Below are 14290 nucleotides of genomic sequence, written 5' to 3' on the forward strand. Positions count from 1 at the left end.
AAGGAGCAAGAAATGAAAGAAGCAGTTATTGTAGCAGCAGTCCGCACACCTTTAGGTTCTTTTGGTGGAACTTTAAAAAATGTTTCGGCTGTTGATCTAGGTACTTTGGTTATTAAAAGTGCTATTGAACGAGCAAACTTGAAACCAGAACAAGTTGATGAAGTTATCATGGGTAACGTTCTGGGTGCAGGTCTTGGTCAAAACGTAGCTCGTCAAATGAGTGTTAATGCAGGTGTTCCAGTAGCTTCTCCAGCTTTCACTATTAACAAAGTTTGTGGATCTGGTTTGAAAGCAGTACAATTGGCAGCTCAAGCTGTATTATGTGGAGATGCTGATATCGTTGTAGCTGGTGGGGCTGAAAACATGAGCCAAGCTCCTTATGTTCTTCAAAATCAACGTTGGGGCGCTCGTATGGGTGATTCTAAAGTCGTCGATACGATGCTTCGCGATGGTTTGACTGATGGATTTGAAGGTTTCCATATGGGAATCACAGCTGAAAATGTTGCTGAACAATATGGAATTACACGTGAAGACCAAGATAACTTTGCTGTGCAATCTCAAAAACGTGCAGTTGCAGCTATCGAAGCTGGTCGTTTCAAAGAAGAAATTGTTCCTGTTGAAATTCCGCAACGTAAAGGCGATCCTATCGTATTTGATACAGATGAATTCCCAAGAAAAGACGCTTCTCTTGAAGGTTTGGGTAAATTGCGCCCAGTGTTCAAGAAAGATGGTACTGTAACTGCTGGTAATGCTTCAGGTATTAACGACGGTGCAGCAGCAGTTGTTGTTATGAGTGCTGATAAAGCTAAAGAATTGGGCGTTCCAGTTTTGGCAACGATCAAATCTTATGCAAGCGCTGGACTAGATCCAAAAGTTATGGGTTGTGGTCCGATTTACGCATCTCGCAAAGCCCTTGAAAAAGGCGGATTTACAGTGGAAGATTTAGATTTGGTTGAATCTAATGAAGCATTTGCAGCGCAAGCGTGTGCCGTTGGAAAAGAATTGAATCTTGATCCTGAAAAAGTCAATGTAAATGGTGGTGCAATTGCTCTTGGTCACCCAATCGGGGCTTCAGGCTGCCGTATTTTGGTAACACTTTTGCATGAAATGCAAAAACGTGATGTTAAACGTGGCCTTGCTACCCTTTGTATCGGTGGCGGAATGGGTACAGCGGTCATCGTAGAACGCTAAACCCTAGTTCATTTTTGAAGTTTTCCATTTGCTTCTACTATATAAACAAGTCCTATCGATGTGCTGTTTTTTGCAAACAAGCCTTGATGGGACTTGTTTTATTCTTCGGAAATTTAATTTGAACATCAAAACTATAAGCTTAGCTTATTGATGTATAAATGATGATTAAGTAGACGAAGTGTGAGAAATGGTATATCATAATAATGTAAGCTCTTACATTTTGGGTTTAAGTATTTGTTGACACCATACTTAGTCATTCAATTTTTATAAGTAGGAGCATAAAAATGAGTAAAACTGTTTTATTAGAAGTTAAAAACGGGATTGGATATATCACTATCAACCGTCCTGAAGCTTTGAACGCCTTGAGTTCTCAAGTTTTGGCTGATTTGAATGAAGTTCTTGATCAAGTTGAGAAAAGCGAAGAAATTCGCGTTGTTATCGTAACTGGAGCAGGAGAGAAAGCATTCGTCGCTGGAGCTGACATCAAGGAAATGGATTTGATGTCACCTATTCAAGCATTTGAATACATGACATTTGCAAATGATACATTTACTCGCCTTTCAGATTTACGCCAACCAACGATCGCAGTCCTCAATGGTTATGCACTCGGTGGTGGTATGGAGCTAGCACTTTCAACAGATATTCGTATCGGATTTGAAAAAACAGTGGTTGGTTTCCCAGAAGTTGGCTTGGGTATTATTCCAGGATTTGCCGGTACTCAACGGATGTCTCGCTTGATTGGAACTAGCCGTGCCAAAGAACTTATTTTCACTGCTCGTACAGTGAAAGGTCAAGAAGCCTATGACTTAGGTATTCTTAACAAACTGGTTCCTGCTGAAGAATTGTTGTCTTCAGCTGAAGAATTAGCTGCAGCCATCATGAAGAATGCACCGTTAGCGGTTGAAAAAGCAAAACATGTCATTCAAGTTGGTGCGGAACTTCCTCTTAAAAATGCAATCCGTCTGGAAACAGAAGCAGAAGCATTGCTCTTCTCTACAGAAGACAAACTAGAAGGAATGCGTGCTTTCGTTGAAAAACGCAAAGCTGTTTTCAATCGTAAGTAAAAGAGGAGGTATCAGCATGAAATCAGTTGTATCATTATCAGAAGCTATTTCTAAGGTCAAATCGGGTGATATCGTTGGAATATCTGGATTCCTCGGAGTCGGTGAACCTTTTGAACTGATTGAAGAATTAGTAAAACAAAACCAGCAAGACTTGACTTTGGTATCAGTGGTAACATCTCATCCTGGTAAAGAAGTTGGGGTTGGACGACTTTGTGAAAATCACCAAGTTAAAAAATATATTGCAGCCCACGTAGGAACATCTGCAGCAGCTCAACGTGAATATTTCAGCAAGACTATGGAAGTTGAATTTACACCGATGGGAACTGTTGTTGAACGTCTCCATGCTGCTGGAGCTGGCCTAGGAGCTGTCTTGACTCCGACAGGTGTTGGGACAATATTAGAAAAAGATTATGAAAAAGTAGAACGTAATGGCCGTGAATATTTGGTCTATGATCCACTTAAAATCGATGTTGCGTTGATCAAAGCGACTAAAGCTGACAAATATGGCAACTTGTATATCGATGGCACTACGAAAAATATTTCCTTGCAATTAGCTCTCGCAGCAGATACTGTTATCGTTGAAGCGAATGAAATTGTTGAAGCTGGCGAAATTAATCCGAATGATATTTATATTCCGGGCATCCTTGTTGACTATGTCGTACAAAGCTTGACTCCAGAAGAACACCATAAGATGATGGGTGATCTTTGGACTGAGACTAAAAAATTGGCGGGGGTGAACTAATATGAAAGCAAAAGAAATTATTGCAAGACGTGTTGCACAAGAATTTAAAGATGGAGATGTTGTCAATCTAGGATTTGGTATTCCAAACGCATCTGCTGACTATATTCCTGACGGAGTAAACGTTATTCTTCAGGCTGAAAATGGAGCTCTTCGCTTTGGTGAAACACCAACGAAAGATACTTACAATCCAAACCTAGCAAACTCTGGAGGAGCGCCAATTACTCTCTTACCTGGAGCAGCATTGTTTGACTTGCAGACTTCCTTCGCGATCATCCGTGGTGGACACGTTGACGCGACCGTGCTAGGAGCTTTGGAAGTAAGTCAAGATGGTAGTATCGCTAACTGGATTATTCCAGGTAAGTTTGCACCAGGAATGGGTGGAGCTATGGACTTGTTGGTTGGAGCGAAACGTGTTATCGGTGCAATCCAGCATACTACTTCAGATGGTGAATCTAAACTCTTGCCAGAGTGCACTTTGCCACTTTCTGCTAAAGGAGTGCTTGATCTAGTCATTACAGAGTTGGCTGTCTTTGGTTTCCAAGATGGTAAGTTCCTCTTGAAAGAACTTGCTCCTGGCGTTACCTTAGAGGAAGTGCTTGAAAAGACAGCAGGAGAAGTAATTGTCTCAGAAGACTTGAAAACGATGTCAATCTAATAAGGTTAGTAAGCAATTAATCTCCTCTTTCTCTGAAAGTGTGTTACTATGTGTTTATAACAACTTGAGCGATGATTAGTTTTTAATCAGAATACTAGCAACTGGTCATCATGCTTTCGAGGGCCAGTTGCTGTTTTATTTATGGCAAATTACCTCGTAAAAATTTGAAAGATGGGAGACGAAAAGTGGATATAATTCAAATGACTTACTTTATCAATATCGTCGAATGTGGATGCAATCTTTCTATCGCGGCTAAGAAAATTCATATCAGTCAGTCAGCCTTGAGTCAGTTTGTCACAAATTTTGAATCAACGGAAGGAATCCAGCTCTTCAATCGTAGAAATGGAAGATTAGAGAGTCTGACGGAAGCTGGTGGTAAGATTTACCGCTTTGCCACAGAGATTGTCAACCGGCATGAAGAGATGCAATCAATGATTCATATGGAAGCCCTCAAACAAAAAGGGACCTTTAACTTGGGCATTCCATCATTGATTTTACGTGTATATTTTTCTAGTATTTTACCAAAATTTTTACAAGACAATCCGCAAGTTAACATTCAAGTTACTGAGGATGGAAGTAATGAATTGCGCCAAAAGTTGGTTATGGGTGATTTGAATTTTGCGGTAGTGATTGAACCTACCAACCTGGATCCAAAGAAATATGAACAGTATATCATCCAAGTTGATGAATACGTAGCTTATATGGATAAGAATCATCCTTTGGCGGATAAAGAATTATTGGAGTGGAAAGATATAGCTCAGTACGGTTTAGCGACCTTTAATAAATCATTTACAACCTACGATTTAATCACTGAAAAATTAAAGAGTAAAAAGATAAAAGCAAATTTTGCCTATTTATCATCGACATGGGATTTCTTGATAGAGTCAACTTATCAAAACGATATGATTGCACTTTTACCTCGTCCTTTGGAGTATTTTGTCGATAAGAATAAATTCAAGGTTGTGCGCTTTAAGGATCCGGTGCCTTTCAATATTTGGTTCTGCCGGCCTTATAAAGCAAGCTACAATGAGGTAGAAGCATACGTATATGAAGAGCTTTTAAAAGGTTATTATCAGCCTCTTTCTGAGCCACATTCATAGAGGGAGAATTGATGATGAAGTCCAGTACTAAAACAGCAGCATTGAGTTCATATGTAAATACAGCTATTAGAGACTACATGAAAAATCATGATGAATCAGTCGACTTTCCTCAGGAGATTTGGGAAGAATTGACGACGGATTTGGATATTTTTTCACCGATTTTGTCAGAAGACGACCAGGTTTTGGCTTCTGATTTTATCAGCTCTATTCGAATGATTTCGAATGAGTTCCCAGCTCTTTCAACTATATTGCTGACCCAAGGTTGTTATGGTGTTTATCCGATTTTGAATTTTGGTACGGGGCAACAGAAAGAGCGTTATCTGGACAAGTTGGTAAAGGGAACTTGTAAAGCAGGTCTTGGATTTTCTGAGTCTAAGCATCTAAATACTTTGGCAGATTTGGAGACCTATGCGATCAAGACAGAGACAGGTTGGCAACTTTCGGGAGAAAAAGCCAAGGTGTCAAATAGCAGCATTGCGGACATTCTCTTGGTCTTAGCTAAAGTAAGGGAGGATGGAAAGCCTGATTCTTACGGCTTCTTCATTGTGGAGACGAATGCTTCGGGTGTGCTCATTGGTGAGCAGATAGAAAAGCAAGGTTTACTAGGACTTCCACTAAGTTCTGTTACCTTAGATAATGTACACCTGCCGGAAACTGCCTTATTAGGCGGAGTCTTGGCTGGAAATGAGCAATTTAATGATATCATAAAGAATATGCAACTTGGCTTGAGTGCGGTTGCTTTAGGAGTTGCCGAAGGTGCTTTTTATAAGGGTCTTGAGTTTGCACGTGTAAAAAGAGGATTCGGCAAGCGACTGATGGATGTTGAGTTGCATCAGTACAAGTTCGCAGATCTATACAATAAAATTTGTGCTGCAGATGCTTATTTCTCATCCTATCCTAATCAAATAGAAGAAGATTCCAAGTTTGTTGCACGGATAAAGCTCTATATGACTAAGGTAGCGCTAGAGGTTACAGATGAAATCCTCCGTCTTATCGGACCTTTACAAAAATTTGATCATGTGAACATCAAACGCTATTTTAAAGATGCTGAAATTATTGAGAATTATGGACGGTCAGGAAATTCGATCAGAAAAGAAATCGCAGAAAGATGGTTAAAGGAGTAAAAAATGACAGAACTCAAATTACAAGAGTATCAGTTTGGGGAAATGAAGCTAACTTGGTTGCGTGGAGCGGATAAGCTCACAGATGCAGGTACCTTATTTGGCCCTGTACCAAAGGTTGTTTGGTCGCGTTATTATCCAACAACAGAAGAAAATATGATGGCTGAACTGACAGATCCGATTTTGATTCAATACAAGGGGCAAAATTATTTAATTGATGCGAGTTTTGATACGGCTAAACTTTCTGATAAACAACGTCGCAATCTAGGTATTCTTTCTGAGAGCCGTGTTGAAGAAAGTTTGGCTCTCTTGGGATTAAAACCGGAGGATATTTCCCATATTTTAATGACGCACATGCACCATGATCATTCTGGCGGTCTGACTAGATTAGATGAAAACAATCAGCTTGTTTCAAAATTCCCAAATGCAAAGATTTTTGTAAATGAGGTGGAATGGTACGAAATGCGAAATCCCAATAGTCGGACAAGAGGAACTTATCTGAAGGAAAATTGGGAGCCAATCCAAGATCAGGTTGAAACCTTTACTGAATATCTGAATGTCATTCCAGAAATTCAAATGGTTCATACAGGCGGTCACAGTAATGGTCACAGCATCATCTTACTGAAACAGGGCGAGGAAACCATGATTCATATGGCTGACTTGGTGCTGACTCATGCTCATCGGAAACCTCTATGGGTTGCTGCGGTAGATGATTATCCAATGCGTTCAATCGCAGCTAAGGACAAATGGCTCAACGAAGCTTTTGAAAACCACTATAAGTTTTTCTTTTACCACGATCAATTTTTCGCAGTTGCTGAGTTTGATCAGACTGGAGAGGAGTTTGTTGATTATGTGACTAGGATTCGTGAACCGCGAGTTCCATTCACAGATAAACAAGACCGCAAACCGTCATTTTTATAAGAATAGAGAATCGCTTCTATCAATCTGAGGGAGCGATTTTACTATTTTATTCTCTATTTTTTTGGTATAATGAGATACTAGAAGATTGTAAGAAAGAGGTTTTTAATGGCAACGATTCAATGGTTTCCGGGGCACATGTCCAAGGCTCGGAGACAGGTTCAAGAAAATATTAAATTTGTAGATTTTGTGACGATTTTGGTGGATGCGAGGCTGCCTTTATCCAGTCAAAATCCTATGCTGACTAAAATTGTTGGGGATAAGCCCAAGTTGTTGATTTTAAATAAGGCCGACCTAGCGGATCCGACCTTGACCAAGGAATGGCAAGCTTATTTTGAAAGTCAGGGAATCAAAACCTTGGCTATTAACTCTAAGGAGCAATCTGCAGTTAAAAAAGTGACCGAAGCAGCTAAGAAATTGATGGCTGATAAGCTAGCTCGCCAGCGGGAAAGAGGAATTCAAATTGAAACCCTGCGGACCATGATTATCGGGATTCCCAATGCTGGAAAGTCCACGCTGATGAACCGGCTAGCTGGTAAGAAAATTGCGATAGTCGGCAATAAACCAGGGGTCACCAAAGGTCAGCAGTGGCTCAAGTCCAATAAGGATTTGGAAATTCTAGACACACCGGGGATTCTTTGGCCAAAATTTGAAGATGAAATGGTGGCTTTGAAACTCGCTTTGACGGGTGCTATCAAGGACAATTTGCTACCCATGGACGAAGTTACTATTTTTGGACTCAATTATTTTAAAGAGCATTATCCTAAGGCGCTGCAGGAGCGCTTTAAGCAGCTGGATTTAGAGCTGGAAGCGCCAGACATGATTATGGATATGACTCAAAAACTAGGCTTCAAAGAGGACTACGATCGTTTTTATAGCCTCTTTGTCAAGGAAGTGCGTGATGGCCGCTTAGGTCGTTATACACTGGATGGTCTGGAGGAATTGGATGGCCACGATTAAGGAAATCCAAGAGCAACTGGCTCAAGTTTCTGACTTGAAGGATCCGCTTTTTCAGGCTTTAAAGCAGGATGAGCGGAGCGGTGTTCAAAAACTCTTACTCAAGCGCCAAAAAGAAATCCAAGCAGAGCTAGATGAGGATCTGCGTCTGGAGTTTATGCTGCGCTATGAAAAAGAACTCTACAGTCAAGGCTTCCAAGCCCTGGCTGGCATTGATGAAGTCGGACGAGGTCCCTTAGCTGGTCCAGTAGTCGCAGCAGCAGTTATTCTGCCTCCTGACTGTAAAATCAAGGGGCTGAATGACAGTAAAAAGATTCCTAAGAAAAAGCATGAGGAAATTTATCAAGCAGTGCTAGATCAGGCCTTAGCCGTTGGCTTGGGGATTATGGACAATCAAACGATTGACCGAGTCAATATCTATGAAGCGACCAAGCTAGCCATGACAGAAGCGGTAGCCCAGCTCAAGATTAAGCCAGATTACCTCTTGATTGACGCGATGAAGTTAGACTTGCCCTTGCCTCAGCAGTCAATTATTAAGGGCGATGCCAATTCCCTGTCCATCGCAGCGGCTTCTATCGTAGCCAAGGTGACGAGGGACAAGATGATGGCGGAATTTGATCAGGTTTATCCGGGCTACGACTTTGCCCAAAATGCCGGCTATGGCACCAAGCTGCATCTGGAAGGGCTGGAAAAATATGGTATCACACCGATTCACCGTAGAAGCTTCGAACCGATTAAATCCATGATAAATTCATAAGAAATCCTAATCGTAATGAGGAGACAAGTATGACCAGTGAATACCAAAAAATGATTGCAGGGGAGAACTACAGTCCTCAGGATCCTGAATTGAGAGGATTGGCTGCTCGCTCGAGAGATTTTCAGTATCGTTTTAACCAAGAACGAGATGTTGAAAAACGCAGTGCTATTGCCAAGGAGTGGTTTGGCAGTACAGGGGAGAATCTTTGGTTGCATCCAGATTTGGTCTGTGATTATGGAGTTAACATTCACTTGGGGGAGAATTTCTATTCCAACTGGAATTTGACCATGCTGGATGTCTGTCCTATTACCATTGGAAAGAATGCTATGCTGGGTCCCAATTGCCAGTTTTTGACGCCGCTGCATCCACTTGATCCGGTGGAAAGAAATTCTGGTATTGAATACGGGGCGCCCATTAAGATTGGTGACAATTTCTGGGCTGGTGGCGGCGTAACGATTCTGCCAGGAGTGACGCTAGGAGATAATGTGGTAGTCGGAGCAGGTGCAGTTGTGACCAAATCATTTGGCGATAATGTAGTCCTAGCCGGCAATCCTGCTAAAATCATTAAGGAAATTCCTGTTCATGGAGAATAGAATAACTCAACCATTTTCTCAATAACTAATCGAATAAGAAACAAGGAACTGTATTGCAGTTCTTTTTTGAACTTTTTTACGAATAAGAAAGTGAGGTGATAAAAATGAATAATTTTGAAATTTATAAAATGAAAAAAGCTGGCTTAACAAATCAACAGGTCTTAAATATCTTGAGATATGCAGAAAATAAAGAGGGAGAGCTATCTTTGCGAGACAAGGCAGTCGTCTCTGAGTGCCGCAATCCTGCTCTCTTTATGGAGAAGTACAAGCGGCTCGATCTGCAAGCTTTGAAGGAAGAGTTTGACCGATTTCCATCCTTTTCTATTTTGGATGATGTTTACCCTTGGGATTTATGCGAGATTTATGATGCACCGACTTTACTATTTTATCAAGGAAATTTAAATTTGTTAGAAATGCCCAAGATAGCCATTGTCGGTAGTCGAGACAGCAGTAAGCAGGGAAATGCTGCTGTGCAGAAAATCATTAAGGAGTTAAATAATGAGCTGGTTATCGTCAGCGGCCTGGCTCGTGGGATTGATACCGCAGCTCACATGGCTGCCCTGCAAAATGGTGGCCAAACTATTGCTGTCATTGGAACGGGGCTAGATGTCTTCTATCCCAAGGCCAATCAAAAACTGCAGGCTTATATTGGCAAAAATCATTTATTGCTGACGGAGTATGGGCCAGGTGAGCAACCCTTGAAATTCCATTTTCCAGAGCGAAATCGTATCATCGCTGGTCTCTGTCGAGGAGTCATTGTGGCAGAAGCCAAGATGCGCTCAGGCAGTCTGATTACTTGTGAGCGGGCAATGGAAGAGGGGCGGGATGTCTTTGCTATTCCAGGGTCAATTTTGGATGGAAGATCTGACGGCTGCCATCATTTGATTCAAGAGGGTGCAAAGTGCATTACATCAGGCTCTGACGTCCTTTCTGAGTTCAAATTTTAAAATAAGTTTTCCTATAGAAATAGTTACGAGTTGACATCTATCAAAAAATAGTTTAAACTCTATGAGATTTATTTCTTATAGAAGGTGTCTAATTTGGTAACAAAAACAAAGAAAAAGTCTGCGGTCAAGAAAAATCTTGTTATCGTAGAGTCGCCTGCCAAGGCAAAAACAATAGAAAAATATCTGGGACGAAACTATAAGGTTCTGGCCAGTGTGGGGCATATTCGCGACCTGAAAAAGTCTACCATGTCCATCGATTTTGAGAACAACTATGAGCCACAATACATCAATATTCGTGGTAAGGGTCCTTTGATTAATGACTTAAAAAAAGAAGCCAAGAAAGCCAAGCAAGTCTTTCTAGCAAGTGACCCGGACCGCGAAGGAGAAGCTATTTCTTGGCATCTGGCCCACATTCTCGATCTAGATGAAAAAGAGAAAAACCGTGTCGTTTTCAACGAAATTACCAAAGATGCGGTCAAGAATGCTTTTAAAGAGCCACGTCAGATTGATATGGATTTGGTCAATGCCCAGCAAGCTCGTCGGGTTCTGGACCGTTTGGTTGGTTACTCCATTTCTCCTATTCTTTGGAAGAAAGTCAAAAAGGGCCTATCAGCTGGTCGGGTGCAGTCTGTCGCCCTCAAGCTGATTATCGACCGGGAAAATGAAATCAATACCTTCAAACCTGAAGAATACTGGACAATTGACGGAACCTTCAAAAAAGGAACTCGTCAGTTTCAGGCTAGCTTCTACGGCATGAATGGCAAGAAGATGAAGCTGACCAACAACGATGAGGTCAAAGAAGTTCTGTCTCACCTCAAGGGTGATGACTTTACTGTCGACAGCGTTGAAAAGAAGGAGCGTCGACGCAATGCTCCGCTACCCTACACGACCTCCTCTATGCAGCAGGATGCCGCTAATAAGATTAATTTCCGAACTCGTAAGACCATGATGGTGGCTCAGCAGCTTTATGAAGGGATTAATATCGGTTCTGGCGTACAAGGTCTCATTACCTATATGCGTACCGACTCGACTCGTATCAGCCCTGTGGCGCAAAATGAAGCAGCAAGCTTTATCACAGATAAATTTGGTGCTAAATATTCCAAACATGGCAGCAAGGCTAAGAACGCCTCTGGCGCTCAAGATGCCCACGAAGCCATTCGTCCTTCCAGCGTTTTCAATACACCGGAAAGTATGGCAAAGTATCTGGATAAGGATCAACTTAAGCTCTATACGCTGATTTGGAACCGCTTTGTTGCCAGCCAAATGACTGCAGCAGTCTTTGATACAATGAATGTCAAGCTGGGGCAAAATGGTGTCCAATTTGCAGCTAATGGCAGTCAGGTCAAGTTTGATGGTTATCTGGCTATTTACAACGACTCTGACAAGAATAAAATGCTGCCAGATATGGAAAAGGGCGATACCGTCAAACGTGTCAATACCAATCCAGAACAGCACTTTACCCAGCCGCCTGCACGTTATTCTGAAGCAACTCTCATCAAAACCTTGGAAGAAAATGGTGTTGGCCGGCCGTCTACCTATGCACCGACCATTGAAACTATTCAGAAACGATATTACGTTAAGCTAGTTTCCAAGCGCTTTGAGCCGACTGAACTAGGTGAGATTGTCAATTCGCTAATTGTCGAATTCTTCCCAGACATCGTAAATGTGAAATTTACAGCCGAAATGGAAGCAAAATTGGATGATGTAGAAGTTGGCAAAGAGCAGTGGCAGAAGATTATTGACGAATTTTACAAACCTTTTGAAAAGGAAGTAGCAAAAGCTGAGTCTGAGATGGAAAAAATCCAAATTAAGGATGAGCCAGCCGGTTTTGACTGTGAGGTCTGTGGCAGTCCCATGGTTATCAAGTTGGGTCGATTTGGCAAGTTCTATGCTTGTAGTAATTTTCCAGACTGTCGTCACACTCAGGCTATCGTCAAGGAAATCGGCGTGACCTGCCCGCAATGCCAGAAAGGTCAAGTTATCGAGCGTAAGACTAAGCGAAATCGCATTTTCTACGGCTGTGATCGTTATCCAGACTGTGATTTCACATCTTGGGACAAGCCGGTCGGACGTAACTGTCCAAAATGCGATCATTATCTGATTGAAAAGAAAGTTCGTGGTGGCGGTAAGCAAGTGGTCTGCAGCAATGGTGACTATCAAGAAGAAAAAGTGAAATAGTTGTATTGTTCAATCTATTTTTAAAAATAAGGAACAGACTATGATGGATAAATTTGTAGAATTTCTAAAAATCGCGTCTCAACTGAACAAGATAGGAATTGTTCCACTGCTGATGGGTTCTCTAGGTCTGGAGCAGGTTACTGGACAAGACTGGCAAGCGCGGGATATCGACATTCACGTTCATGGCGATGAGCGTGGCTGGGAAGCGCCTGATGAAGAGCGTATTTATGATATGGATAAGATTGAGCCCATGGTGGAGCGCTTGGGCTATCGCTTGGTCGATTTGCACGAGCATGAATTTCAAAAAGAAGATCTATCTATTGAGTTTGGTGTCATGGAAACCTTGGAGGCTTTTTCAGGTGTACCAATAGTGGAGCTGACTCGAAGAGATGTAGAGGGTGTTGAATTTCTACTGCCAACTCCAGCGCAATTTCTGGCGATCTACCGTGCCTCTTCTCAAGATTCTTACCGAAATGATAATAACAATCATAAGGATTTTGCTAAGATTGCTTATTTAGAAAAAATGACAGAATGATGGACAGCCAGGAATCCTCCTGTCTGTCTTTTTTACTATCTTTTTGTTATAATGGTCAGAGTGAAAATCTAGAAATATCCAAGGGAGAGTATCATGTCATCATCCTATATCAATGTTATCGGAGCTGGTCTTGCGGGCAGTGAAGCAGCTTACCAGATTGCCAAGCGCGGAATCCCAGTCAAACTCTATGAAATGCGGGGTGTCAAATCGACGCCTCAACACAAAACTGAAGACTTTGCAGAACTGGTCTGCTCTAACTCCCTGCGAGGAGATGCGTTGACCAATGCAGTCGGTCTGCTCAAAGAAGAAATGCGGCGGCTGGACTCGGTCATTTTAAGAGCTGCAGAAGCGACTCGGGTGCCGGCTGGTGGCGCTCTAGCGGTTGATAGAGAAGGTTTTTCGAAGATGGTAACGGAGCAAGTGACCAATCATCCATTGATTGAAGTCATTCGTGAGGAAATCACTGAAATTCCAGAGGATGCCATCACAGTCATTGCGACAGGGCCTTTGACCAGCGATGCGCTAGCAGAAAAAATCCACGCGCTCAATGGGGGCGATGGCTTTTATTTCTACGATGCAGCAGCACCAATCATTGATGTCAATACCATTGATATGACCAAGGTCTATCTCAAATCCCGCTATGATAAGGGCGAAGCAGCTTATCTCAATGCGCCCATGACCAAGCAAGAATTTATGGATTTCCATGATGCTTTGGTCAATGCTGAGGAAGCACCGCTCAATTCCTTTGAAAAAGAAAAATATTTTGAAGGCTGTATGCCAATTGAAGTTATGGCTAAGCGAGGCATTAAAACCATGCTTTATGGCCCGATGAAGCCGGTTGGTTTAGAATATCCAGATGACTACCAAGGGCCTCGTGATGGAGACTTTAAGACGCCATACGCTGTGGTGCAGCTTCGTCAGGACAATGCAGCAGGCAGTCTTTACAACATCGTTGGCTTCCAAACTCATCTCAAGTGGGGCGAGCAAAAGCGGGTCTTTCAAATGATTCCTGGTCTTGAGAATGCAGAATTTGTCCGCTATGGTGTTATGCACCGCAACTCTTACATGGACTCTCCAAACCTGCTGGAGCAGACTTTCCGCTCTAAGAAACAGCCCAATCTTTTCTTTGCTGGTCAAATGACTGGAGTTGAAGGTTATGTAGAGTCAGCAGCTTCTGGTTTGGTAGCAGGTATCAATGCCGCTCGACTCTCCAATGGAGAAGAAGCGCTTGTCTTTCCAGAAACAACAGCTATCGGTAGTTTGCCACATTATATCACTCATGCGGACAGCAAACATTTCCAGCCGATGAATGTTAATTTTGGTATCATCAAAGAGCTGGAAGGACCTCGGATTCGTGATAAGAAAGAGCGCTATGAGAAGATTGCTGAGCGGGCACTGGCAGATTTAACGCCCTATTTAGATAAGTAGAGTAAGTTTTCCCTGAAAATCTCAAAAAAGTTAGGTATTTCCTAACTTTTTTACTTAAATTGTGATATAATAAATAAAAAATTTTGAAAATAGAAAGTTTTCTG

14 protein-coding genes are annotated in these 14290 nt (G+C 42.0%); all 14 read left to right on the forward strand.

The window, feature by feature from the left end:
- Positions 1-12: 12 nt before the first annotated feature.
- Positions 13-1191, forward strand: coding sequence for an acetyl-CoA C-acetyltransferase (locus FXF62_RS00995; RefSeq protein ID WP_015604981.1), 1179 nt, complete (start codon positions 13-15; stop codon positions 1189-1191).
- Positions 1192-1475: 284 nt separating this feature from the next.
- Complete coding sequence (locus tag FXF62_RS01000) at positions 1476-2255, forward strand: enoyl-CoA hydratase/isomerase family protein (RefSeq protein WP_015604980.1); 780 nt, start codon at positions 1476-1478, stop codon at positions 2253-2255.
- A 16-nt stretch (positions 2256-2271) separates the two neighbouring features.
- Positions 2272-2997, forward strand: coding sequence for a CoA transferase subunit A (locus FXF62_RS01005; protein ID WP_148886517.1), 726 nt, complete (start codon positions 2272-2274; stop codon positions 2995-2997).
- Position 2998: 1 nt separating this feature from the next.
- On the forward strand, positions 2999-3652 hold the full coding sequence (locus FXF62_RS01010; RefSeq protein WP_149517306.1) for a 3-oxoacid CoA-transferase subunit B: 654 nt from the start codon (positions 2999-3001) through the stop codon (positions 3650-3652).
- 185 nt (positions 3653-3837) lie between these two features.
- Positions 3838-4752 carry a LysR family transcriptional regulator gene (locus FXF62_RS01015; RefSeq protein WP_187984207.1) on the forward strand — a complete coding sequence of 305 codons (915 nt, stop codon included), beginning with the start codon at positions 3838-3840 and terminating at the stop codon, positions 4750-4752.
- A gap of 11 nt (positions 4753-4763) precedes the next feature.
- A complete protein-coding gene (locus FXF62_RS01020) occupies positions 4764-5876 on the forward strand; it encodes an acyl-CoA dehydrogenase family protein (protein ID WP_149517308.1) in 1113 nt (370 codons plus the stop codon).
- Between the two features lie 3 nt (positions 5877-5879).
- On the forward strand, positions 5880-6794 hold the full coding sequence (locus FXF62_RS01025) for an MBL fold metallo-hydrolase (RefSeq protein WP_149517309.1): 915 nt from the start codon (positions 5880-5882) through the stop codon (positions 6792-6794).
- 105 nt (positions 6795-6899) lie between these two features.
- A complete protein-coding gene (gene ylqF / locus FXF62_RS01030; protein WP_149517310.1) occupies positions 6900-7751 on the forward strand; it encodes a ribosome biogenesis GTPase YlqF in 852 nt (283 codons plus the stop codon).
- On the forward strand, positions 7738-8505 hold the full coding sequence (locus FXF62_RS01035; RefSeq protein WP_149517311.1) for a ribonuclease HII: 768 nt from the start codon (positions 7738-7740) through the stop codon (positions 8503-8505). The genes ylqF and FXF62_RS01035 overlap by 14 nt, the downstream gene beginning before the upstream one ends.
- A 29-nt stretch (positions 8506-8534) precedes the next feature.
- On the forward strand, positions 8535-9098 hold the full coding sequence (locus FXF62_RS01040; RefSeq protein ID WP_149517312.1) for a sugar O-acetyltransferase: 564 nt from the start codon (positions 8535-8537) through the stop codon (positions 9096-9098).
- Positions 9099-9202: 104 nt separating this feature from the next.
- Positions 9203-10045, forward strand: a complete 843-nt coding sequence (gene dprA, locus FXF62_RS01045) for a DNA-processing protein DprA (RefSeq protein WP_149517313.1) — start codon at positions 9203-9205, stop codon at positions 10043-10045.
- Positions 10046-10129: 84 nt separating this feature from the next.
- The gene (topA, locus tag FXF62_RS01050) at positions 10130-12223 is read left to right on the forward strand and encodes a type I DNA topoisomerase (protein WP_149517314.1); all 2094 of its coding nucleotides are present in this window, start codon (positions 10130-10132) and stop codon (positions 12221-12223) included.
- A 40-nt stretch (positions 12224-12263) separates the two neighbouring features.
- The gene (locus FXF62_RS01055; RefSeq protein ID WP_149517315.1) at positions 12264-12758 is read left to right on the forward strand and encodes a phosphoribosylanthranilate isomerase; all 495 of its coding nucleotides are present in this window, start codon (positions 12264-12266) and stop codon (positions 12756-12758) included.
- 93 nt (positions 12759-12851) lie between these two features.
- Positions 12852-14186 carry a methylenetetrahydrofolate--tRNA-(uracil(54)-C(5))-methyltransferase (FADH(2)-oxidizing) TrmFO gene (gene trmFO, locus FXF62_RS01060; RefSeq protein ID WP_149517316.1) on the forward strand — a complete coding sequence of 445 codons (1335 nt, stop codon included), beginning with the start codon at positions 12852-12854 and terminating at the stop codon, positions 14184-14186.
- The last annotated feature ends 104 nt before the right edge of the window (positions 14187-14290 follow it).

Source organism: Streptococcus cristatus (assembly GCF_008369405.1).
Classification (GTDB): domain Bacteria; phylum Bacillota; class Bacilli; order Lactobacillales; family Streptococcaceae; genus Streptococcus; species Streptococcus cristatus_G.